This window comes from Gemella haemolysans ATCC 10379, assembly GCF_000173915.1.
In the GTDB taxonomy this organism is placed as follows: domain Bacteria; phylum Bacillota; class Bacilli; order Staphylococcales; family Gemellaceae; genus Gemella; species Gemella haemolysans.
Map to the genome: position 1 here is coordinate 191,674 of NZ_ACDZ02000014.1, position 21,516 is coordinate 213,189.

Consider the following 21,516-nt stretch of genomic DNA (forward strand, 5'->3'; position numbering starts at 1 on the left):
ATGAAAATTATATTACAAAAAGTTAAAAAAGCCAGTGTAAGTGTTGAGAATAAAGTTGTGGGTAGTATTGATAAAGGATACTGTCTTTTAGTGGGAGTTCATAAAGATTCTACAGAGGAAGATGCGAAATACTTAGCAAAAAAGGTAGCACAAGCACGCTTATTTGAAGACGAAAATGATAAAATTAACCTGAGTCTAAAAGATGTTGGAGGAAGTATCTTATCAGTTTCACAATTTACTTTATACGCTGATACGAAAAAAGGTAATAGACCAAGTTTTACAAGTGCTGCTGGAGCAGAAAAAGCTAATCAATTATATGAAAAATTTAATGAATTTTTGAGAGAAGAAGGTGTAACAGTAGAGACTGGTATTTTTCAAACAATGATGGAAGTTAATATTGTTAACGATGGTCCGATTACTATTGTTTACGAAAAACTATCAGCAGGAAATTAATTATGAGAATAAAAAGAAGAAATAAGAATGGAATATTATTCGTAATATCTATACTATTATTAGTACTCGTTGTAGGAGGCGTAGTAACATATATAGGTGAGAAAATGAATTTATCATCTAATTCTGAAAATAATATTACTATTGCAAAAGAAATTGAAATTAGAACAGGACCAGATGATTCTTATCCAACACTAAAAAAAGTGACAGCTGGAGATAATGTTGAAATGTTAAGTAAATCTGATACTTGGTATGAAGTTAAAACAAAGGATAGTTTTGTAGGATGGATACCAGGTTGGAGTATTTTAGGGACTGGGCAGAAAAGTCCTGAAGATCAAAACAAAGAAAAATTAGCTTCTTATTCAGTCTTATTGAATCCTGTTAATTCACAAGAAGAGAAGGTTGATTATAAAGGTATATCTTCTAAATCTTATAATTTGAAACTAGCTAAACAGTTAAAAGAGATATTAGAAAAAGACAGAATAAAAGTAATATTAACAAGAGATAATGATGATTCGTATCCTTCAAAAGAAGATATTCTAAAAATTGCTGCAGAAAATTCAGTAGAAATGTTGATTGATATTGATACTAATAATGACAGTAATAAAGAAGTTTTTGGTGTGAAAGTATACTATGGAACACAAGAATCATCTATTGTAGCAAGAAGTGTTGAAAAAAATCTTTCAGAACACTATATTTCGAAGATATCATCATCTGAGAAACAGGCGAATTTCCCTCAATTAAGTGATAAATTACCCCAGATAAAACTAATTTCGGCCAATATAGGAAATAGAATTGATGTTGATTTATTAAATAATGAAATAGTTAATAAACAATTTATCGAATCTTTAAGAGATGGTATAGAGGGATACTTATATTATTTAATTAACATTGATAATTATAATGCAAAACGAAAAGAACAGTTACTAAACTTACCACAAAAAGGACTTTCAGTTCCTATGTACTATATGAAACAAGATGCATATAAAAATATAGCATATGGTCTTGATGCCAAGAAAACAATTGAGGATAATGGTGATGCTATTATCTCATTAGCGATGATTGCTAAATATATAGGTAAAGATGAAGCAACTGTAGAAGAGCTTGCTTCTTGGGCTGGTAATAAGTACTATATCAGAAATCAAGGAACTCAACCTACGATTATTACAGCTTTTGCTGAAAAATATAATCTTAAAGTTGAACGTATTGAAACTGATAAATTAGTGGAAAACTTAGAAAATGCCTTAAGAGATAATAAACCTATACTTGTTAGATTAAAATCTGGAGTATTTGGTGACAAAGTAACATATAAAGTTATTCGTGGTTTTGAAGACGATAAATTCTATATCAACGATCCGAATGACGATGATGTTAAACTTACAAGTTATAATGGTTTCACGGAAAATGATATAAAAAACAACCTTGCTCAAGCTTGGGTGTTTAGTAAATAGGAAAAAAGATTAATCTAGAAAAATTCTAGATTAATCTTTTTTTATTGAAATAATTTAATTATCTATTGACTAAGAATATAAAATAAAATATAATAGTTAACATAGTTAACTATTTAGTTAATATTGTGAACTATTCTTGATTAAAGGAGGTATAAAATGAGCATAGATGAAATTTCATATCATAAAGCAATGGAGATGATGGAAGAATTTAGATTGATAATGAAAAGATTTCATAAGAAAAGTGATGCGCCGTATAGAAAACCTGAATTTCAAGCAATGTTATTTTTATCTTGTAAAGAGAAAATTACTATGCAGGAATTAGGTGAAGAACTACATGTGACAAAACCTAGAGTTACAGCACTTGTAAGTGAATTACTAGAAAAAGATTTTGTTGTTCAAAGTACAGATGAAAAAGATAAAAGAAAAAAATATCTTAGTTTATCTGAAAAAGGAGTCGAATGTATTGAATCACATAGAAAAGCTTATGAAATCTGGTTTAAATCTATCTGGGATAAATTTGATACAAGGGAAAAAGAAGCGTTTGATATATTATTATCTCGAGTAAATGGGATTTTTAGAGAAGAATTATCTGATAAGGAGGAAAATAATGAAACTAATTAAATATTTAAAAGGTTTCCTGATACCGATGATATTTTTAGTTGCGATATTAGGCGTTCGTGTTGTTGCAGAGCTAGCACTTCCGACATATACAAGTAATATTGTCGATAAAGGTATTCAACAAAGTGGTATTCAAGATTCTGTACCGGAAAAAATAAGTGAAAAATCATTTAGAGAATTGCAATTATTTATGACTGATGATGAAATTAAAAAAGTTACAGCTAAATATACGAAAGATGGGGATGTCTATAAACTAGATAATATTAATGATCAAGAACGTAGTGAACTAAATGATATTTTTAAAAGTGCTATGACAGTTGTATCTGGTGCAAAATCTGAAAACTTAGATTTGGATAAGGTTGCAGAAGGTGTCAAACTAGGACTAGTCAAAAAAGATAGTTTAATTGAACAAAAGAATAAATCAATTAGTGACTTAGGAAGTTCGGCTGATATGATAACTAAACAAGCTGGAGTTCGTTATGTTAAAGAAGAGTATAGAAATAATGTAGGAATTGATACTAATGAGATTAGAAAAAATTATCTAAAAGAAGTTGGAATAATGATGATAATCGTAACATTTATTTCAGGTATTGGAAGTGTTATATCGAACTTTATAGCTAGTAGAATTTCTTCGAAAATAGCTTATAACTTACGAGAAAAACTTTATAACAAAGTACTATCATTTTCTAAACAAGATATTGATAAATTTTCTACAGCTTCACTAATTACAAGAAGTACAAACGATATTCAACAAATTCAAAATGCTTTAAATATGATGTTATTTATCGCAATCTATGCCCCGATGATGGCAGTTTATGGGGTTTATAAAGTTACTCAAACTGATACTGGAATGACTTGGATAATTGCATTGGGTGTAGGTATCTTAGGTTTAACATTAGGAATAATTTCATTCTTAGTAATGCCGAAGTTTAAAATTATGCAAAAGCTAATAGATAGAGTAAACTTGGTAACTCGTGAAGCATTAACTGGTATTTCTGTAATTCGCGTTTTTGGTCGTGAAAAATATGAAGAAGAAAGATTTGATAAAGAAAATACAGTTTTAAAAAATGAACAACTTTTCATCAATAGAACTTTATCAGCGCTTATGCCAATGATTATGCTAATTATGAATGGTATTGCATTATTAATAATCTGGGTTGGTGGAAAAAATATAGATGCTGGTAGTATTCAAGTTGGTGATATGATGGCGTTTATAACATATACAATGCAGATAGTAATGTCATTCTTATTCTTCACATTCTTAATGATGCAACTACCTCGTGCAGAAGTTGCGGCAGGACGTATTAATGAAGTACTGGAAACAGAGGTTACTGTAGTGGATAGTAAACATATTGATGATAGTAAGCTTCAAGACGTGAAGGGGACATTAAAATTTGATAATGTTAGCTTTACATTTGATGGTGCTGATAGTCCAGTATTAAGTAATATTAGTTTTGAAGCAGAAGCAGGAAAAACTACAGCAATTATAGGAAGTACTGGTAGTGGTAAATCTACATTGCTTCATTTGATTCCTAGATATTTCGATGCTAGTGAAGGTGAAATTTCAATTGATGGAGTTAATATTAGAGATATAAGTTTAAGTAAATTAAGAGACACTTTAGGATTTGTTCCTCAAAAAGGAGTTTTATTCAGTGGTAATATTAAATCAAATATTAAATTTGCTGATGAAAATATTACTGATGAACAGATGAAAAAAGCAGCTGAGATTGCTCAAGCATTAGATTTTATTAATGAAAAAGAAGACAAATTTAATAGTGAGATTTCACAAGATGGATCTAACGTTTCTGGAGGACAAAAACAACGTCTTTCAATTGCTCGTGCACTAGCAAAAAATCCTAAGATACTGCTTTTTGACGATAGTTTCTCAGCATTAGATTACAAAACAGACGTGAAATTAAGAAAAACTTTAAGAGAAGAAATGTCTGGGGTGACTACTATTATAGTTGCTCAGCGTATAGCAACAATTTTAAATGCAGATAAAATTATCGTAATGAATGAAGGTAAGATAGTAGGAGTTGGAAAACATCAAGAACTTCTAGAAACTTGTCCGACGTATTTAGAAATTGCAGAAAGTCAACTTAGTGAAGAAGAATTACAAAAAGGAGGTAAACATCATGTCTAAGAAACAAAAACTAGATAAAGCTAATAATTTTTCCAGAACGCTAAAAAGAATTATCAAATTGATGTTTACACAGTATAAAATTTCAAGTATTTTGATAGTATTCTTTGCATTAGCAAGTACGGTATTCGGTATTGTTGGTCCTAAGATTATGGGACAAGCAACAACAGAATTATTTGAAGGGTTAGTTGCTAAAATTAGTAATGAAGGTAGTATAAATTTTGAAAAAATAGCGGGAATTTTACTTACTGTATTAGGTTTATACATACTGTCATCACTGTTTATGTTTATTCAAGGATGGCTGATGAGTAATGTTTCTCAAAAAATGACATATGATATTCGTAAAGATATAAGTAAAAAAATAAATACTTTACCTGTTGGCTATTTTGAACAACGTACAGTAGGTGAAACCTTATCTCGTGTTACTAATGATGTAGATACATTAGGTCAATCACTAAATCAAAGTTTTACTCAGATAATTTCAAATACAGCAATGGTATTAGGGGTATTGGTAATGATGTTTACGATAAGTCCTCTAATGACTCTAATTGCGTTAGCTTTAATTCCTGTTTCGGGAATACTACTAGGTGCTATAACAAAATGGAGTCAAAAGTATTTCAAAAGTCAACAAGATATGCTTTCTGATGTAAATGGACAGGTTGAAGAGAGTTTCTCAGGTCAAAATATTATTGCAGCATTTAACTATAAAGAAAAAAGTGTTAAAGAATTCAATGATAAAAATAACCAATTATATACATCATCATGGAAAGCAAACTTCTTCTCAGGACTAATGTTCCCAGTGATTAACTTCGTTGGTAACCTTGGGTATGTTGGTATTGTCTTCTCAGGTGGCTTATTAGTTTCTAAAGGAACTATAGGTGTAGGGGATATTCAAGCTTTTATTCAATATATTAGAAATTTTACTCAACCAATAGGTCAAATAGCTCAGTCTATGTCAGAAATTCAAAAAATGGCCGCTGCTGGAGAGAGAGTATTTGAATTCTTAGATGCTAAAGATGAACAAGATGTAGAAGTACTAGAAACAGTTACAAGTAAAGAAGGTAATGTAGTATTCGATAAAGTAAAATTTGGCTATGTAGAAGATCAAGTAATTATCAAAAACTTTACTAGTGATGTTAAAAAAGGTGAGATGGTTGCGATTGTTGGTCCTACAGGTGCAGGTAAAACGACGATGATTAAACTTCTTATGAGATTCTATGATATTAATGGAGGAAATATCTATATTGATGGAAAAGATATTTCTAAACTTGACAGATCCGAATTGCGTTCTTACTTCACAATGGTACTACAAGACACATGGTTATTTAAAGGAACAATAATGGAGAATCTTCGTTATGGTCGTTTAGATGCTACAGATGAAGAAGTAATAGAAGCGGCTAAAGCAGCTCATATTCACCATTTTATTAAAACATTACCAGGTGGCTACAATATGGAATTAAATGAAGATGCTTCAAATATCTCTCAAGGACAAAAGCAACTTCTAACTATTGCTCGTGCGATTCTTGCTGATAAACCTATATTAATTCTTGATGAAGCAACCTCGAGTGTAGATACACGTACAGAAGTGTTAATTCAAAAAGCAATGAATAAACTTATGGAAGGGCGTACTACATTCGTTATCGCTCACCGTTTATCAACAATTAGAAATGCAGATAAAATATTAGTATTAAAAGATGGAGATATTATTGAACAAGGTAACCATGATGAACTATTGAAACAGAAAGGTTTCTATTCAGAATTATATCAAAGTCAATTTGCAGAATAAAATTAAAGGCATTTAGAGATTTCTCTCTAGATGCCTTTTAATATAATTTCTTTGACAATGAAAAGTTAATAAAGTATAATTATCTCATATTCGAGATAATTGCGATATAAATATGTATATAATAAAAGTAGGAGAATCCTTATGAATAATGAGTTTAAAGCTGTTATTGGAATTATGAGAGCAAGTAATTTATTAGTAGGTGATTTAAAGAAAACTTTAAAGAATTATCCAATAAATGCGACTGAATTTTCTGTTATGGAATTTTTATATAGTAAAGGTGAGAAGAGTATTCAAGAAATACGTGATAGAATATTACTTGCTAGTGGAAGTGCTACATACGTAGTCGATAACCTTGAAAAAAAAGGATATGTTAATAGAAAGGTTAGTCAAAAGGATAAAAGAGTAACTTACATTAAGTTAACTAAAATAGGAGAAAAATTAATGGATGATATTTTCCCTATCCATAAAATAAATACTAAAAAGGTTTTCGATGATTTAACTGAAGAAGAATTAGATACATTGAAAGAAATACTAAAGAAAATTAATTAAAAATTGTTTTCTTTTTTTATAAAATAATATCTTGAAATTGAGATAATTTAGGAGGATAAAAAATGATAGAGTTAGGAATTAGTACATTTGGTGAAACAACTGAAATAGAAGGAACTGGTATAATACCAACGCATGATGAGCGTATTAGAAATATGATAGAAGAGATGAAGCTTGCTGATGAAGTTGGATTAGATCTTTATGCTATAGGGGAACATCATAGAGAAGATTTTGCTGTTTCAGCACCTGAGATATTGTTAGCAGCAGGAGCAGCTGTTACGAAGAATATAAGATTAAGTTCTGCGGTGACAGTACTCTCATCTTCAGACCCTGTAAGAGTTTATCAGCAGTATGCAACAATCGATGCTATTTCTAATGGAAGAGCAGAGGTTATGGTAGGGCGAGGTTCTTTTACAGAATCATTCCCATTATTCGGTTATGATTTGGCAGACTATGAGGAATTGTTTGATGAAAAATTAGCAATGTTAGAGAAAATAAAAGCTAACGAAAAGTTAACATGGGAAGGAAAGCACACACAAAAGGTAGAAAATAAGGGAGTATATCCGAGAAGTGTTCAAAAAGATTTTCCAATCTGGGTAGCGACTGGTGGAAATATAGAGTCTACAATAAAAATAGCTCAGAAAGGCTTGCCTATAGCATATGCTATAATTGGTGGAGAGTATAGAAGATTCAAAGGACTAGTAGATTACTATAAAGCTATTGGGCGTAATACAGGATATAGTGATGATCGTTTAAAAGTTGCTTCACATTCATGGGGATTCATAGCTGAAACTGATGAAGAAGCTATTAAAAAATATTTCCACCCAACAAAACAAGTAGTGGATGCAATTTCGAAAGATAGACCATTTTGGAGACCACTTACTTTTGAACAATATTTAAATAGTGTAGGTCCAGACGGATCTATGTTAGTAGGAAGTCCTGAGACTGTAGCGAGTAAACTTATTGATATGATAGAAACATTAGGATTGGATAGATTTATGTTGCATCTTCCGCTTGGTTCTATGCCACACGAAGATATTATGAAAGCTATTAAACTATTTGGTGAAGAAGTAGCTCCTCGAGTTCGAGAATATTTTAAGAATAAAAAATAAAAGATAAATTTATACATCAAGTAAATCTATTTTTTCTAAAAAATCAATCTCTATGTTATAATGAGTAGATAATAAACATGTGTATAGATGATTTTAGATAAGTATAAATATTTATTATTTGATTTAGATGATACCTTATTGGATTTTGGTAAGGCACAGGTATTAGCTTTTAAAAAATTATTAAAAGATGAAAATATTGAGTATAATAATGAGCTATTTGAAAAATATGAAACAATAAACAAATCTTTATGGAGAAGTTTTGAACGTGGAGAAATATCGAATAAAGAAGTTACAATTGAAAGATTTATAAGATTTTTTTCATTGTTTGATAGAAAAGTTGATGGTAGTGAAGTAGATAATAGGTATAGAAGTTATCTTGCTGAGGGAAATCAGCTATTTGATGGGATTATAGAGATGTTAGAAAAATTAAGTTTAACTCATAAACTATACATAGCATCTAATGGTATAGCAATCACTCAACATACTAGACTAAAAAATAATAATCTTAATAAGTATTTTGAGAAGATTTTTATTTCTGAAGAAATTGGTAGTAAGAAACCAGATAAAAAGTTTTTTGATATTATCTTTAAAGAAATAGGTGTTAAAAATAAGGATGAAGTTTTAATGATAGGCGATACTTTAACATCCGATATACTAGGAGCTAATAATGCAGGGATTGATAGTTGCTTAGTAGATATTCATAAAATTTCTAATCCAGAGATAGTGCCTACGTATAAAATTGAAAAGACAATAGATTTATTAAAAATATAAAAAATGTCTAGGTTGATATATTATCAACTTAGACATTTTCTTTTATAAACTGTGATCGTTGTATTTAATATTTTCTAATGCGATGAAGCAATGTTCTATATCGTATTCTTCTTTAAGTACTATTTTAACATCTTCTACAATTTTATAATCATGGCTTGTTTCATATTCATCTAGTAAAATATGCATTGCAGCGTTGATTTCATTTGTATCAGTATGCCAAATATGAAACTCGTGAATATCAGCAATTCCTTCCACTTCTTTAATTTTATTGTAAATTTCTTCTGTATCTAGAGTAGTAGCTTCCATTAAAATAACAAATGATGATTTAGTAATTTTATAACCACCTTTGAAAAGAATTATACTGATGATAATACTCATAATAACATCGACGATTTGATAATTTGTAAAGTAAATAATAGTTGATGAAATTATGATTCCGATTGAACTGATTAAATCACCAAGGAAATGCCATAAAGCACTTTGGATATTTAAATTATCTTCTTCTTTTAGACTTTTTGTTAAAATTATAGTAACAACAATATTAAAAATTAATCCGATAGTTGAAATTATAAGCATTGATTTGAAATCAATATCTTTAGGATTGAAGAATCTCATAAAACCTTCGAATATTAAATAAATAGAAATACCAACTAACATTAGCCCATTGATAAAGGCTGCTAGGACTTCCAATCTGACAAAACCAAAAGTATATTTTTTATTTGGTTTTTTTGAACTGAAAAGTAATGCAATTAAACTGAATCCCAATGCGATAACATCAGAGAACATATGGAAAGAATCACCTAAAAGTGCTAATGAGTTAGAAAGTAACCCTCCGATGTACTCTAATAAGGCGAAACTTATTGTTAAAATTAATGTTATATAAAGTATTTTTTTTGAATATGATTGAATTTTATAATGTTTTTTATGATGGAAATTTGTTTGTATCATTTTATTCTCCTTTCTTTAGATTATTGATATTATAAATCATGTTTGTTAACAATACAAAAATAGTGCACTGATAACAATTATTAGTACTTATATCATTAGGGACTATTGCTTTTTTTATATTAGTTTGCTAAAATTAAGAAGAATTTAGAAGAAAAAAAGGTGGAAAAAATTATGCGTATTTTATGTATTGGTGATAGTAATACTTGGGGATATATACCTGGAGAGGATGGAGTAAGAACTGAAAAAAGATGGACTAATTTACTAGCGGAGCTTCGTCCTAATGATACAATAATAGAGGAAGGACTTTGTGGTAGAACTGTAATTGCAAAAGACACAATCGTACCAGTTAGATGTGGTATTGATACATTACCAATTCTAATGTTAAGTCACGTACCCGTTGATTTAGTAATCATAATGTTAGGTACAAATGATCTAAAAAAACAATTTAATCCAAGTGCCAAACTTATTGCTAAAGGTATAGAAGAATACATTAAATATATTAGAAATCCACATTTAATAGCTGGATATAAGATTCCAAAAATTCTTGTTGTATCACCAGTTCCATTACGTGATGAAATAATAGATAGACATAGTTTATTTGGTGAATTCGATGAAAATAGTTTGAAACAATCAAAATTCTTAGCACAAACATTTAAAGAAGTTAGTGATAAATACGAAGTTGACTTTTTAAATGCTGGGCGTGTAGCAGAAACTTCTTTAGTGGATTGTATTCACCTAGATGATAAAAATCATGAAAAATTAGCGAAATATATCGCTAGTAAAGTAGCAGAAGTTTTGGATTACGAAGAAGCAAGATAAATAAAAAGGTAGTAAACTTTCTAACTTAGAGAGTTTACTACCTTTCTATTTTTTATACTGGTTAAAACATCGATTACTTATGATGCTACAAGCGTAACACGGTAGAAAGTATTTCCAGTCGTATTCTAAAACGAAAAATAAATTGATAAATATTAATTCTAATATTGTAAAATATATACCGATTATATAGGTATTACCCGACTGTTTTGTTAGGGTTCTATCAATTGTTTTAAATATTTTTCGATAGATAGTTAATAAAAGAATAAATACTATACTAATTAACAAAATTATCTTTGTAGTAATATTTATTTTTAAATCACTTAACCACAAGCTAATAGCTATGGTGTTAGTAATTATAAATAAATGAGTAGTTAAATGATTAAAATTAATATCTCTTACATGAATACTTCTAGATATAAAACTTGGGAATAACTGACTTATTGTAAAAGTAAGAAGTATAAACCAGTAACTATAATCTATAAGTATTAAACCTAATAACAAAGAAAGTGTACGACCTGTGTGAATATAACAAAATGGTTCAGTTAATTTTTTTATCATAAGGTCTTTTTTATCAGTAAGAATATACTCTGTTATGTGTTGAATACTTAGTATTACCGATAGTAGGATTAATGTTGCAAGTATATATTTAATATTTAAAGAATTTCTCACTAGTAAATTCAATATAACAAATATTTGTGAAATTAAAAAGATGTGATTTATAAAACTATCTTTTCCGTATCTATTTAGATGAACAACTTCCAACAGCCAACTATTAAAGAAAATAATAAAAAGTAGTATAAAGTGAAAAAAGTCGTATATTGATTTATCTGAAAATGAATAATCTACTGAAAATTTACTTATTAATAAAGACAATGAAATTGTGTAAAAAGACGTTAGAATGGTCTCTTTTTTAAAAATAAAATTCAAGATAAAGTTTCCTCCTTACTACTACAATAACTGTGATTTAGATAAAAAAATATTGAAGTTATCCGTAGCACAGGGACTAGGGGGATAACTTCAACCTTCTAAACAAAATTGAAAGAAGTTATAATCATATTTTATCAAAAATAAATGTAAATATCAATAAAAGGAGAAGGAGATGCCCCAACAGTCCTAAAATTTAACAAGGTTCATATGAGAATTCATATATGTAGTGAGTTATTGATATCTAAAATTGATTTATAAAAGCTTTTTAGATATCTAATAAATCGCACGGAGGTGATTCGACAAGATTTTGTTTCTACAAAATCAGGACTTTGTCGATTCACGCCCATAAGTTATTTAAAGTATCAGTAACTAATTATAATTTATAGTAGTAAATTTTAATAAAATTATTGTTAAAGATTTAACAAATTCATTGAAAATATGTTATAATAGTGAGTATCTGAATAAAATTACTAGATTATACTAGAAAGGAATTTAACATGACAGAAGAAATTAAAGTAGATGTGCAAGATTTAAATGATCAAATGCTTGTTCGTCGTGAAAAAATGGAAGCTATGAGAGAAAGTGGTTTAGATCCATTTGGAACTAAATTTGAAAGAACTCACCTTTCAAATGAAATCGTAGCAGAGTATGATAAATATAGTAAAGAAGAACTAGAAGAAAAAAATATCTCTGTAACAATTGCAGGGCGTATTATGACAAAACGTGGTAAAGGTAAAGCTGGATTTGCTCACGTTCAAGACCTAGGTGGTCAAGTTCAAATTTACGTTCGTCAAGATAGAGTAGGAGATTCTTATGAATACTTCAAGACTCTTGACCTTGGAGATATCGTAGGAGTAACAGGAGTATTATTCAAAACTAACGTAGGTGAATTATCTGTTAAAGCTGATGAATTTGAAATTTTAACAAAAGCACTACGTCCACTACCTGATAAATTCCACGGACTTAAAGACGTTGAAGAGCGTTACAGAAGAAGATACGTAGACTTAATTATGAATGAAGAAAGTAAAGAAACATTTATTTTACGTTCAAAAATTATTCAAATTATGCGTAGTTACTTAAATGAACGTGGATATCTGGAAGTTGAAACTCCAATGATGCACTCTGTTGCAGGTGGTGCTGCGGCTCGTCCATTCGTAACTCACCACAATGCACTAGATATGCAATTATTTATGCGTATTGCACTTGAGTTACCGTTAAAACGTTTAATCGTTGGTGGTTTAGAAAAAGTATATGAAATTGGTCGTGCATTCCGTAACGAAGGTGTTTCAACACGACACAACCCTGAATTCACAATGATCGAGTTATATGAAGCATATGCTGATTATAATGATATTATGGACTTAACTGAGTCTATGATTGCATACATCTGTAATGAAATTCACGGTACTACTAAAGTTATGTACGGTGAAGATGAAATTGATTTAACACCAAAATGGCGTCGTGTACATATGGTAGATGCTATTAAAGAAGTTACTGGTGTTGACTTCTGGCCAGAAATGACAGATGAACAAGCTCATGCATTAGCTAAAGAGCACAATGTTCCTGTTAGAAAAGATATGAAAGTTGGACACATTATTAATGAATTCTTCGAAACATTTGTAGAAGAAACATTAGTTCAACCAACATTTGTTTATGGTCACCCTGTAGAAGTATCACCATTAGCTAAAACTAATGCTGAAGATACAAGATTTACAGATCGTTTTGAGTTATTTATTGTTAGACGTGAACATGCGAATGCATTCAGTGAGTTAAACGATCCAATAGATCAAAAAGAAAGATTCCTATCTCAAATGGATGAAAAAGATGCAGGTAACGAAGAAGTTTATGAAATGGATGAAGACTTCGTAGAAGCATTAGAATACGGTATGCCTCCAACAGGTGGATTAGGAATTGGAATTGATAGATTGGTTATGTTATTAACTAACTCAGCTTCAATCCGTGATGTATTACTTTTCCCATACATGAAACATAAGTAAATCGTTGTTGATGTATCAAGGGTTATAAAGTATAACCTATAGATAAAAGGCAAATATTTATAAAAATTAAATCTCCCTAAAGTTTAGGAAGCTTTAATAAAAAATTAAAGGGAGCTTGGTCTCCCTTTTTGTATATAATAAGATATATAAGGAGTATCCAATGGCAAGCTTTTTTGAAAAATTAAAAGAAAAATTTTCTGCTAAGGAAGAATTAAATGAAGAACTGATTTCACTTGATGAATATGAAGAATTTGTCGAGAGTCAGTTTGTAACTGAAAAATTTAAAAAAGGTCTTAAGAAATCACGTGATAATTTCTCTAATGCACTTAATAATTTAATTAGCTCATATAGAGAAATTAATGAGGAGTTTTTTGAGGATTTAGAAGAACTGTTAATTCAATCGGATGTTAGTTATAACACTGTACTAGAATTAGTTGATTACTTAAAAGTTGAATCACAAAGACAAAATTTAAAAGAACCAAGTGAACTACAAAGTATGATTATTGAAAAACTTGTTGATGTTTACATGGAAGGTACTGTAAAATCTGAATTAAACTATGCGCCAGAAAAAGAACTTTCTGTATTTCTATTTGTAGGGGTTAATGGAGTTGGTAAGACTACTTCTATTGGTAAACTAGCTCATAATCTTAAAAAAGAAGGAAAAAAAGTACTTATAGCTGCTGGAGATACATTCAGAGCAGGTGCAATTGATCAGCTTGATGTATGGGCTAAACGTAGTGGTGCAGATATAGTTAAATCACATGAAGGAGCTGATTCAGCCGCGATAATCTTTGATGCGATTCAATCTGCCAAAGCAAAAGGTTACGATGTATTATTATGTGATACAGCAGGTCGTTTACAAAATAAAGATCATTTAATGAAAGAACTTGAAAAAATTGTTCGTGTAATTAAGAAGGAAGTACCGGAAGGTCCTCATGAAGTGTTATTAACAATAGATGCAACAACAGGCCAAAATGGAATTCTTCAGGCTAAAACATTCAAAGAAGTTAGTGATGTTACAGGTGTAATCCTTACTAAACTTGATGGAACTGCTAAAGGTGGTATTGTTATAGCTATTAAGAAAGAATTAGGAATCCCAGTTAAACTTGTTGGATTAGGAGAAAATATTGATGATTTAGAAGTGTTCGATCCTGAACAGTATATTTATGGATTATTCTATCAAGATAATACTGAACAAAAAGAAGAACAAGCAGAAGAATAAAAAATAATTTTTAGAAATATTCATTTTACATGTTTTTATGACAGTGTAAAATGGATATTTTTTGTTATATAAATCAACAATTATTAAAATTAAATTGCTATAGTAAATTTATGAAAATATTTTAATATTAAATTGGGAATTATTTATCAAAATTAATTGAAAAAAAAGCAATAAAAGTATATAATAGATATATTAAGAAGGTAATAATATATGGAGGATTATAATGGGATTTTTATCTAAATTATTCGGAAAAAAAGAAGAACAAGTACAAGAGTTAGTATTAAACTCATACATGAAAGGTAAAGTGGTAGATATTACTGAAGTACCCGATCCAGTATTTGCTCAAAAAATGATGGGAGATGGATTTGCAATTATTCCTGAAGAAGGTAAATTAGTATCTCCAGTAGCAGGAGAAATTATCCAAGTATTCCCAACAAAACATGCTTTTGGTATTAAATCAGGAGAAGTAGAAATTCTTATCCACGTTGGATTAGAAACAGTTGCTATGAAAGGTGAAGGTTTCGATGTAGCTGTTTCTGCTGGAGATAGAGTTGAAGTAGGTCAAACTTTATTAACTTATGATTTAGAATTAGTTAAAGAAAAAGCTAAAGATATTATTACTCCTTGTGTTGTTACTAACATGGATGCAGTAGCTAACATTGAAGTATTAAAATTAAATGAAACTGTTGATTTCTTACAAGAAGTAGCAAAAGTAAAACTTAAATAGACCTAGGTCTATTTAAGTTTTACTGTTAGTGAAGAAATTATGAATGATAAGAAATTTTGGAAGATTATATATCTGTATATAACAAAATATAATTATAGTATATTATATTATCGTCCAGAAAAGAAAGATGTCTGGCTTATTAATGAAGATAATGAATTAATAAGATTTATATATGGGGATAGTTTTAAATCAACAGAAATAGATAGTATAGTTTCTAATGTAATTAGAAATGAAGTTAGACTAAAAAAAATGTTTAAACTGAGTAGTTTAAAAATGAAAATCCTTTATGTTTCTCCTAATTTCGATGAAGTTATCGACGATTACAAAAAATATAGAATTTCAAATAGCCTGATTATTGAGCGTATACTTTATAATGAAAAGAATAGTAAACTATTTTTAAAAGAAAAAGATGCTAGATTTATTGAAGGAACGCCAGACACTCTAAGATATAAAAACAGAGTAGTTGAACTTTATAAACGTCAGACACTAGATAGAAATGTTTTTAATGTAAAATATAATGTTTTATCAGGTATATATTTATTATTATTTTTGGTGAATTTTGTTGTAATATATTTATCGAATAGTGTTTATTCTTTATATAATTATATTGAATATAGTTATCAAAAAATAATAAGTGGACAATTTTATAGGATGTTCACAAGTGTGTTCACTACTGATAATTCTATGAAATTATTATTGGTGTTAGTTTCAATTTTTGTTACTTCAATACTTTTTAATAAAACATTAAATGTATTGAAGAGTATTGGAATATTATTAGTAGTATCATTTATTTTTAATTTGTTACTGATATTTGGTTACTCTGGTACGCTTGATATAGCGTTAGTTTCTAATATTGCATTGCTAGGTTCAATTTTTATGGAACAACTTAGTAAGAAAAATGATAATTTGAAGTTTATGTATTCAGGCGCACTGTCAATAGTATATCTAACTATTGCTACACTTGTATTTGAAACTTCAATAGTACTTTATATTTTTTCTTTCGTTCTAGGGGTATTTTTAGAACTTTTCTTAATGAAAAAAAGAAATATATATATTACATTAATATCAATATTGATCTTTGGTGTTCTAGGTGAGGTGCTATTATTAGCAGGTGTAAACACTAAGAGTGTTATAAATAGATATAGAGCGAGTAGAGTGGAAAGTAGATTAGTAAAAACTTATTCAGATGAGGATATATTCAATTTAGAAAAAGAATTAACATCAAAAAACAAGTCTGTACTTACTTATTATGAGTTAGGTATGGTGAAAATGACAAATGCAACTAAGCAAGATGCTAAAAAGGTATTCTTGGACGGTATAAGTTTTGATGATACATTTTCTCCAATCTACTATAATTTAGCTGTTATCGAACGTCAAGAAGGTAACTATGAAAAAGCTAAGGAATATGCTAAAAGAGCATATGAACTAGATGGAAGAGAGGAAAATAAAAATCTAGTAGACGAGCTAAGTAAATTTTAAGGTGATGTAAATGATAAATTTTTACGATTTGCAACAATTTTTAAAATCTTTTGGTATAATAATATACATGAAAGATAGAAAACATACATTAAGTATGGTAGAATATGAGGTAAGAGAATTAAGACGCTTAGAATTAATTTCAAAAGAAGATTTTATAAGAGCAATAGCAATTATAAAACATGAAGTTAATCATGAATTATCAAAAGGATAGGTGAGATAAAATGGAAAACAACCTTATTTTTATTAAGGTACGTAAGAGAATAGAAGAAGATGTTATGAAGATTGAAGAAATGATTAATGCTTGTGTATCGGTAAAAGGTCAAAGAACATGTCCTTTATACCAAGATGTAATAGATACTCAAATTTACGGTCTTTCAAAAGAAATAAACCTGGCAGTGGAAATAGGTTGCATCTCTCAAGAAGCAGGTCGAATAATACTAGCAGATTTAGAAGATAAGGCTAGTGAGATGTATAATACTGTTATTCAAGAAAGTAAAGCGAATTAGTATGAAACTTTTTGGAAAATTACATAGATCTATAAAGCATGAACGTCGTCATGTCAGATTAGATTGGATGGTAGCTTTAACATTACTAGTTTTATTAGTTTTAAGCTGTATGATGGTGTATAGTGCTAGTATGATAGGAAATAAATATGGAACATTTACATCGGGTATTCCTGTAAGTGAGACTTATTTCCTACAACGACAAGCTATGTGGGCTATTCTTGCATACTTAGCGTTTTTACTATTTTCGGTTGCTATACCATTTGAGATTTTTAAAGAGAAAAAATTACTACAATATGGTTTTATTGTAATGTTTGTTTTACTTTTAATACCACAATTAATGCCGGCAATTAATGGTGCGAAATCTTGGATTAGGATAGGTTCTTTCAGTTTTCAACCTTCTACTTTAGCACAACTCTTTATTATTATGTATATGGCTTTTATTTTAGAGACAAGAAAAGAAAAGTTGAGACAAATATGTACTAGTTCAGAACTTTTGAAAATATTTAGCATTCCTCTTGCACTTGTTACGTTAATAGCTGCGCAAAATGATACAGGAATGATGCTTATTACATTATTGGTAATTGGAATTATGACTTTGTGTTCTAATATGCATTCAAAAAATGTAAAAAAAATCTTGTTACTTGCTTTAATTGCAGGGATAGCAGTACTTATGCTATTTATGATAAAGAATGTTCTTTTTTCAAGTGGTACATCGTATAGAACAAATCGTTTGAAAGTATTCTTAAATCCTTTCTCAGAGGATTTAGCAGCAGCTGCAGACCAAGTGATAAATTCATATGTTGCTTTTGGTAACGGGGGAGTATTTGGTAGAGGACTAGGTAACTCTATTCAGAAACTTGGATATCTGCCGGAAGCTCATACAGACTTTATCCTTGCAATTATAGCTGAAGAATTAGGATTAGTTGGAGTATTATTTGTTGTAGCATTACTGCTAGTTATTATAGGGAAAGTAATATTTTCTGGTACAAAATCAAGAAACACATTCTCTGCAATGTATTCGTTAGGATTTGCTAGTTTATTAATAGTTCAAGGAGTTGTTAATATTGGTGGAGTAACCGCATCTATTCCAATGACAGGAGTACCATTACCATTTATTAGTAATGGTGGTAGTTCCATCTTAATATTGAGCGTAGGATTAGGAATAGCTACTAATATTTTATCTCATGTAAAATATTTACGTAGTAATAGTAAAAAATAATTAAGAATTTGGATTGATAAAATTAATCCAAATTCTTTTTATGTTTTTAAATAAGGAAATCGTATAAAATAGAAAAATTTATAATTTCTTATAGTGAGGCTTGCTAACTTTAGATAATCAAGCTATAATAGTAAAGGTAACTTTTAAAGGAGATTTTAGATGAAATTAGAACAATTTGATTTTTATTTACCAGAGGAGCTAATAGCACAAACACCTCTTTTAAAAAGAGATACTAGTAAATTACTTTGTGTAGATAGAAAAAATAATTCACATGAGCATAAAGTTTTTTCAGATATTATAGATTATTTTAATCCTGGGGATACATTAGTACTTAACAATACTAGAGTAATGCCAGCACGATTATATGGTGCTAAAAAGGATACAGGTGCTGCAATAGAGGTACTTTTATTAAAAAATCTTGGACATAATGACTGGGAATGCCTTGTTAAACCTGCTAAAAGAATAAAAGAAGGCGGTATAGTATCTTTTGGTGATGGTATAATGGAGGCAGTCTGCACAAAAGTATTAGATGATGGATTTAGACATTTTGAATTTAAATATGAGGGAATCTTCCAAGAAAGATTAGATGAACTTGGAACTATGCCTCTTCCACCATATATTAAAGAAAGATTAACTGATAAAGAAAGATATCAAACAGTTTATTCGAAAGAGGTAGGAAGTTCAGCAGCCCCAACAGCAGGTTTACACTTTACGAATGAATTATTAGAAAAAATAAAAGAAAAAGGTGTAAATATTGCTTATTTGACTCTTCACGTAGGACTAGGAACATTTAGACCTGTAGCTGTAGAAAATATTGAAGAACATGATATGCATTCAGAGTACTATACTTTAGATGAAGATACAGCAAGAATAATTAATAAAACAAAAGAAGATGGTGGAAGAGTATTTTCTGTAGGTACTACTTCAACAAGAACACTAGAAACAATTGCACGTGATAATAATGGAAAAATTGTTGCAGCTTCAGGATGGACAAATATCTTTATTTATCCAGGATTTGAATTTAAATGTGTTGATGGACTGATTACAAACTTCCACTTACCAAAATCATCATTAATAATGCTTGTTAGTGCATTTTATGATAGAGAAAAAGTTATTGAATTATATAACATAGCAGTTGAGAATAAATACCGTTTCTTCAGTTTTGGAGATGCGATGATAATAATCTAGTTTAAGAAAGGTAATATTTATATGAGAGATGTAAAAGAAAATGCAGTATGGTATGAACATATAAAAACTTGTAAGCAATCGGGTGCAAGATTAGGTATTGTTCATACACCACATGGTAGCTTTGAAACACCTGTATTTATGCCAGTTGGGACGCAAGCTACTGTAAAAGCAATGTCACCAGAAGAAGTAAAAGGAATGGGTGCAGATATTATTTTATCTAATACTTATCACCTTTGGTTACGTCCTGGTGAGGAGATTGTTGAAAAAGCAGGTGGACTTCACAAATTTATGAATTGGGATGGAAGCATCCTAACGGACTCAGGAGGATTCCAAGTATTTTCTCTAAGTGAAATGAGAAAAATAGAGGAAGAAGGAGTTCATTTTAAAAATCATTTATCTGGAGAAAAATTATTCTTATCACCAGAAAAAGCTATGCATATACAAAATGCTTTAGGATCAGATATTATGATGGCTTTTGATGAATGCCCTGATTATAACCATGACTATAAATATATTCGTCAATCTGTTGAAAGAACAAGTCGTTGGGCTGAGAGATGTCTAGAAGCACATAAAAATCTTAAAACACAAAGTATCTTCGGTATAGTTCAAGGTGCCGGATTTAACGATCTTCGTGAACAAAGTGCTAAAGATTTAGTGAGTATGGATTTTCCGGGATATGCTATTGGTGGTTTGTCTGTAGGAGAACCTAAACACGAGATGTACAGAGTTTTAGAACATGTAACACCTTTATTGCCAGCTAATAAAGCGAGATATTTAATGGGTGTAGGATCTCCTGATGCACTATTTGAAGGAGTTTTAAGAGGAGTTGATATGTTTGACTGTGTATTACCAACACGTATTGCACGTAATGGAACATGTATGACTTCTGAAGGGCGTGTTGTAGTTAAAAATGCTAAATATGCTGAAGACTTTACACCACTTGACCCTGAGTGTTCTTGTTATTGTTGTAAGAACTATACGAGAGCATATCTTCGTCATTTATTTAAAGCCGATGAAATATTTGGAGCAAGATTAGCAACAACTCACAATATTCATTTCTTAATCAATATGATGAAAGATATACGTCAAGCGATTAGAGAAGATAGATTATTAGACTTTAAAGAAGAGTTCTTTGAAAAATACGGACTAAACCAAGAAAATCCTAAAAATTTCTAAGAATTTAGTAAAAAAAGAACAATAAAGGTTTATTTTTTACTGAGTATATAGTAGAATAAATATATATATTAAACAAACGGAGGTAAATTATGCAATATTCATATATTAATATTATTATGATTGTGGTTCTTTTTGCATTCATGTACTTCATGATTATTAGACCACAATCTAAAAGAAATAAAGAATTAAAACTTCTTCAAGATTCACTAAAAGAAGGAGATAGAATTGTAACTTTCGCAGGAATTTACGGAGATATCGTAGAAGTAGGGACAGTAACAGTAAAAGTAAGAGTTGCACCAAAAGTAGAAATCGAATTAGATAGAAACGCTATTCGTAGCATAGTTGCAAAATAATAAATTAAAAAGGCTGAGGCAAGAGTTCTCAATTTTAAAAAGTATATGAAAACTCATAGACACAGTGATTTATTGATATCT

General features: G+C 29.6%; 20 protein-coding genes. 19 read left to right on the forward strand and 1 reads right to left on the reverse strand.

Annotation, left to right across the window (positions count from 1 at the left end):
* From dtd to GEMHA0001_RS06605, 8 genes are all read left to right on the forward strand, one after another.
* A complete protein-coding gene (gene dtd, locus GEMHA0001_RS06570; protein ID WP_003145209.1) occupies positions 1 to 453 on the forward strand; it encodes a D-aminoacyl-tRNA deacylase in 453 nt (150 codons plus the stop codon).
* A 2-nt stretch (positions 454 to 455) separates the two neighbouring features.
* Positions 456 to 1,901, forward strand: coding sequence for an N-acetylmuramoyl-L-alanine amidase (locus tag GEMHA0001_RS06575; RefSeq protein ID WP_003145659.1), 1,446 nt, complete (start codon positions 456 to 458; stop codon positions 1,899 to 1,901).
* 156 nt (positions 1,902 to 2,057) lie between these two features.
* Positions 2,058 to 2,522 (forward strand): MarR family winged helix-turn-helix transcriptional regulator, encoded by a 465-nt coding sequence (locus tag GEMHA0001_RS06580; RefSeq protein ID WP_003145559.1) that lies wholly within the window; start codon positions 2,058 to 2,060, stop codon positions 2,520 to 2,522.
* Entirely contained in the window at positions 2,509 to 4,662 is a 2,154-nt protein-coding gene (locus GEMHA0001_RS06585; RefSeq protein WP_003144938.1) for an ABC transporter ATP-binding protein, read from the forward strand. Before GEMHA0001_RS06580 ends, GEMHA0001_RS06585 begins: the two co-directional genes overlap by 14 nt.
* Positions 4,655 to 6,445 (forward strand): ABC transporter ATP-binding protein, encoded by a 1,791-nt coding sequence (locus tag GEMHA0001_RS06590; protein WP_003145708.1) that lies wholly within the window; start codon positions 4,655 to 4,657, stop codon positions 6,443 to 6,445. The genes GEMHA0001_RS06585 and GEMHA0001_RS06590 overlap by 8 nt, the downstream gene beginning before the upstream one ends.
* A gap of 141 nt (positions 6,446 to 6,586) precedes the next feature.
* Positions 6,587 to 6,994 (forward strand): MarR family winged helix-turn-helix transcriptional regulator, encoded by a 408-nt coding sequence (locus GEMHA0001_RS06595; protein WP_003145195.1) that lies wholly within the window; start codon positions 6,587 to 6,589, stop codon positions 6,992 to 6,994.
* Between the two features lie 62 nt (positions 6,995 to 7,056).
* Positions 7,057 to 8,103: an LLM class flavin-dependent oxidoreductase gene (locus GEMHA0001_RS06600; RefSeq protein WP_003145088.1), complete on the forward strand. Its 1,047-nt coding sequence runs from the start codon at positions 7,057 to 7,059 to the stop codon at positions 8,101 to 8,103.
* Positions 8,104 to 8,190: 87 nt separating this feature from the next.
* The gene (locus GEMHA0001_RS06605; protein WP_003145439.1) at positions 8,191 to 8,874 is read left to right on the forward strand and encodes a YjjG family noncanonical pyrimidine nucleotidase; all 684 of its coding nucleotides are present in this window, start codon (positions 8,191 to 8,193) and stop codon (positions 8,872 to 8,874) included.
* A 42-nt stretch (positions 8,875 to 8,916) separates the two neighbouring features.
* Here the strand turns inward: GEMHA0001_RS06605 and GEMHA0001_RS06610 are convergent, their stop codons facing one another.
* Entirely contained in the window at positions 8,917 to 9,822 is a 906-nt protein-coding gene (locus GEMHA0001_RS06610; protein WP_003145348.1) for a cation diffusion facilitator family transporter, read from the reverse strand.
* A gap of 171 nt (positions 9,823 to 9,993) precedes the next feature.
* Here GEMHA0001_RS06610 and GEMHA0001_RS06615 point away from each other — a divergent pair, with 171 nt between their 5' ends.
* The 11 genes from GEMHA0001_RS06615 (at position 9,994) to yajC (ending at position 21,435) form a co-directional block, all read left to right on the forward strand.
* Entirely contained in the window at positions 9,994 to 10,641 is a 648-nt protein-coding gene (locus GEMHA0001_RS06615) for a GDSL-type esterase/lipase family protein (RefSeq protein ID WP_003144975.1), read from the forward strand.
* Positions 10,642 to 12,065: 1,424 nt separating this feature from the next.
* Positions 12,066 to 13,565 (forward strand): lysine--tRNA ligase, encoded by a 1,500-nt coding sequence (gene lysS, locus GEMHA0001_RS06625; RefSeq protein ID WP_003145548.1) that lies wholly within the window; start codon positions 12,066 to 12,068, stop codon positions 13,563 to 13,565.
* Between the two features lie 160 nt (positions 13,566 to 13,725).
* Entirely contained in the window at positions 13,726 to 14,787 is a 1,062-nt protein-coding gene (gene ftsY / locus GEMHA0001_RS06630; RefSeq protein ID WP_003145682.1) for a signal recognition particle-docking protein FtsY, read from the forward strand.
* A gap of 223 nt (positions 14,788 to 15,010) precedes the next feature.
* Positions 15,011 to 15,514: a PTS sugar transporter subunit IIA gene (locus tag GEMHA0001_RS06635; protein WP_003145298.1), complete on the forward strand. Its 504-nt coding sequence runs from the start codon at positions 15,011 to 15,013 to the stop codon at positions 15,512 to 15,514.
* 39 nt (positions 15,515 to 15,553) lie between these two features.
* Positions 15,554 to 16,993: a tetratricopeptide repeat protein gene (locus GEMHA0001_RS06640; RefSeq protein WP_003145442.1), complete on the forward strand. Its 1,440-nt coding sequence runs from the start codon at positions 15,554 to 15,556 to the stop codon at positions 16,991 to 16,993.
* 10 nt (positions 16,994 to 17,003) lie between these two features.
* A complete protein-coding gene (locus tag GEMHA0001_RS06645) occupies positions 17,004 to 17,204 on the forward strand; it encodes a YqgQ family protein (protein ID WP_003145053.1) in 201 nt (66 codons plus the stop codon).
* Between the two features lie 10 nt (positions 17,205 to 17,214).
* The gene (locus tag GEMHA0001_RS06650) at positions 17,215 to 17,499 is read left to right on the forward strand and encodes an Fpa/YlaN family protein (RefSeq protein WP_003145230.1); all 285 of its coding nucleotides are present in this window, start codon (positions 17,215 to 17,217) and stop codon (positions 17,497 to 17,499) included.
* Between the two features lies 1 nt (position 17,500).
* The gene (locus GEMHA0001_RS06655) at positions 17,501 to 18,718 is read left to right on the forward strand and encodes an FtsW/RodA/SpoVE family cell cycle protein (RefSeq protein WP_003144881.1); all 1,218 of its coding nucleotides are present in this window, start codon (positions 17,501 to 17,503) and stop codon (positions 18,716 to 18,718) included.
* Positions 18,719 to 18,877: 159 nt separating this feature from the next.
* Positions 18,878 to 19,906, forward strand: coding sequence for a tRNA preQ1(34) S-adenosylmethionine ribosyltransferase-isomerase QueA (gene queA / locus GEMHA0001_RS06660; RefSeq protein WP_003145706.1), 1,029 nt, complete (start codon positions 18,878 to 18,880; stop codon positions 19,904 to 19,906).
* Between the two features lie 21 nt (positions 19,907 to 19,927).
* A complete protein-coding gene (gene tgt, locus GEMHA0001_RS06665) occupies positions 19,928 to 21,082 on the forward strand; it encodes a tRNA guanosine(34) transglycosylase Tgt (RefSeq protein WP_003145688.1) in 1,155 nt (384 codons plus the stop codon).
* A gap of 89 nt (positions 21,083 to 21,171) precedes the next feature.
* Complete coding sequence (gene yajC, locus GEMHA0001_RS06670; RefSeq protein ID WP_003145274.1) at positions 21,172 to 21,435, forward strand: preprotein translocase subunit YajC; 264 nt, start codon at positions 21,172 to 21,174, stop codon at positions 21,433 to 21,435.
* Positions 21,436 to 21,516 lie beyond the last annotated feature (81 nt).

Coding starts and splice junctions, on each gene's coding strand:
- queA (WP_003145706.1), top strand. CDS start 18,878: ATGAAATTAGAACAATTTGATTTTTATTTACCAGAGGAGCTAATAGCA.
- GEMHA0001_RS06585 (WP_003144938.1), top strand. CDS start 2,509: ATGAAACTAATTAAATATTTAAAAGGTTTCCTGATACCGATGATATTT.
- GEMHA0001_RS06575 (WP_003145659.1), top strand. CDS start 456: ATGAGAATAAAAAGAAGAAATAAGAATGGAATATTATTCGTAATATCT.
- GEMHA0001_RS06605 (WP_003145439.1), top strand. CDS start 8,191: ATGATTTTAGATAAGTATAAATATTTATTATTTGATTTAGATGATACC.
- GEMHA0001_RS06580 (WP_003145559.1), top strand. CDS start 2,058: ATGAGCATAGATGAAATTTCATATCATAAAGCAATGGAGATGATGGAA.
- GEMHA0001_RS06655 (WP_003144881.1), top strand. CDS start 17,501: ATGAAACTTTTTGGAAAATTACATAGATCTATAAAGCATGAACGTCGT.
- GEMHA0001_RS06635 (WP_003145298.1), top strand. CDS start 15,011: ATGGGATTTTTATCTAAATTATTCGGAAAAAAAGAAGAACAAGTACAA.
- GEMHA0001_RS06650 (WP_003145230.1), top strand. CDS start 17,215: ATGGAAAACAACCTTATTTTTATTAAGGTACGTAAGAGAATAGAAGAA.
- GEMHA0001_RS06590 (WP_003145708.1), top strand. CDS start 4,655: ATGTCTAAGAAACAAAAACTAGATAAAGCTAATAATTTTTCCAGAACG.
- tgt (WP_003145688.1), top strand. CDS start 19,928: ATGAGAGATGTAAAAGAAAATGCAGTATGGTATGAACATATAAAAACT.
- yajC (WP_003145274.1), top strand. CDS start 21,172: ATGCAATATTCATATATTAATATTATTATGATTGTGGTTCTTTTTGCA.
- lysS (WP_003145548.1), top strand. CDS start 12,066: ATGACAGAAGAAATTAAAGTAGATGTGCAAGATTTAAATGATCAAATG.
- GEMHA0001_RS06600 (WP_003145088.1), top strand. CDS start 7,057: ATGATAGAGTTAGGAATTAGTACATTTGGTGAAACAACTGAAATAGAA.
- GEMHA0001_RS06595 (WP_003145195.1), top strand. CDS start 6,587: ATGAATAATGAGTTTAAAGCTGTTATTGGAATTATGAGAGCAAGTAAT.
- GEMHA0001_RS06640 (WP_003145442.1), top strand. CDS start 15,554: ATGAATGATAAGAAATTTTGGAAGATTATATATCTGTATATAACAAAA.
- GEMHA0001_RS06645 (WP_003145053.1), top strand. CDS start 17,004: ATGATAAATTTTTACGATTTGCAACAATTTTTAAAATCTTTTGGTATA.
- GEMHA0001_RS06615 (WP_003144975.1), top strand. CDS start 9,994: ATGCGTATTTTATGTATTGGTGATAGTAATACTTGGGGATATATACCT.
- dtd (WP_003145209.1), top strand. CDS start 1: ATGAAAATTATATTACAAAAAGTTAAAAAAGCCAGTGTAAGTGTTGAG.
- GEMHA0001_RS06610 (WP_003145348.1), bottom strand. CDS start 9,822: ATGATACAAACAAATTTCCATCATAAAAAACATTATAAAATTCAATCA.
- ftsY (WP_003145682.1), top strand. CDS start 13,726: ATGGCAAGCTTTTTTGAAAAATTAAAAGAAAAATTTTCTGCTAAGGAA.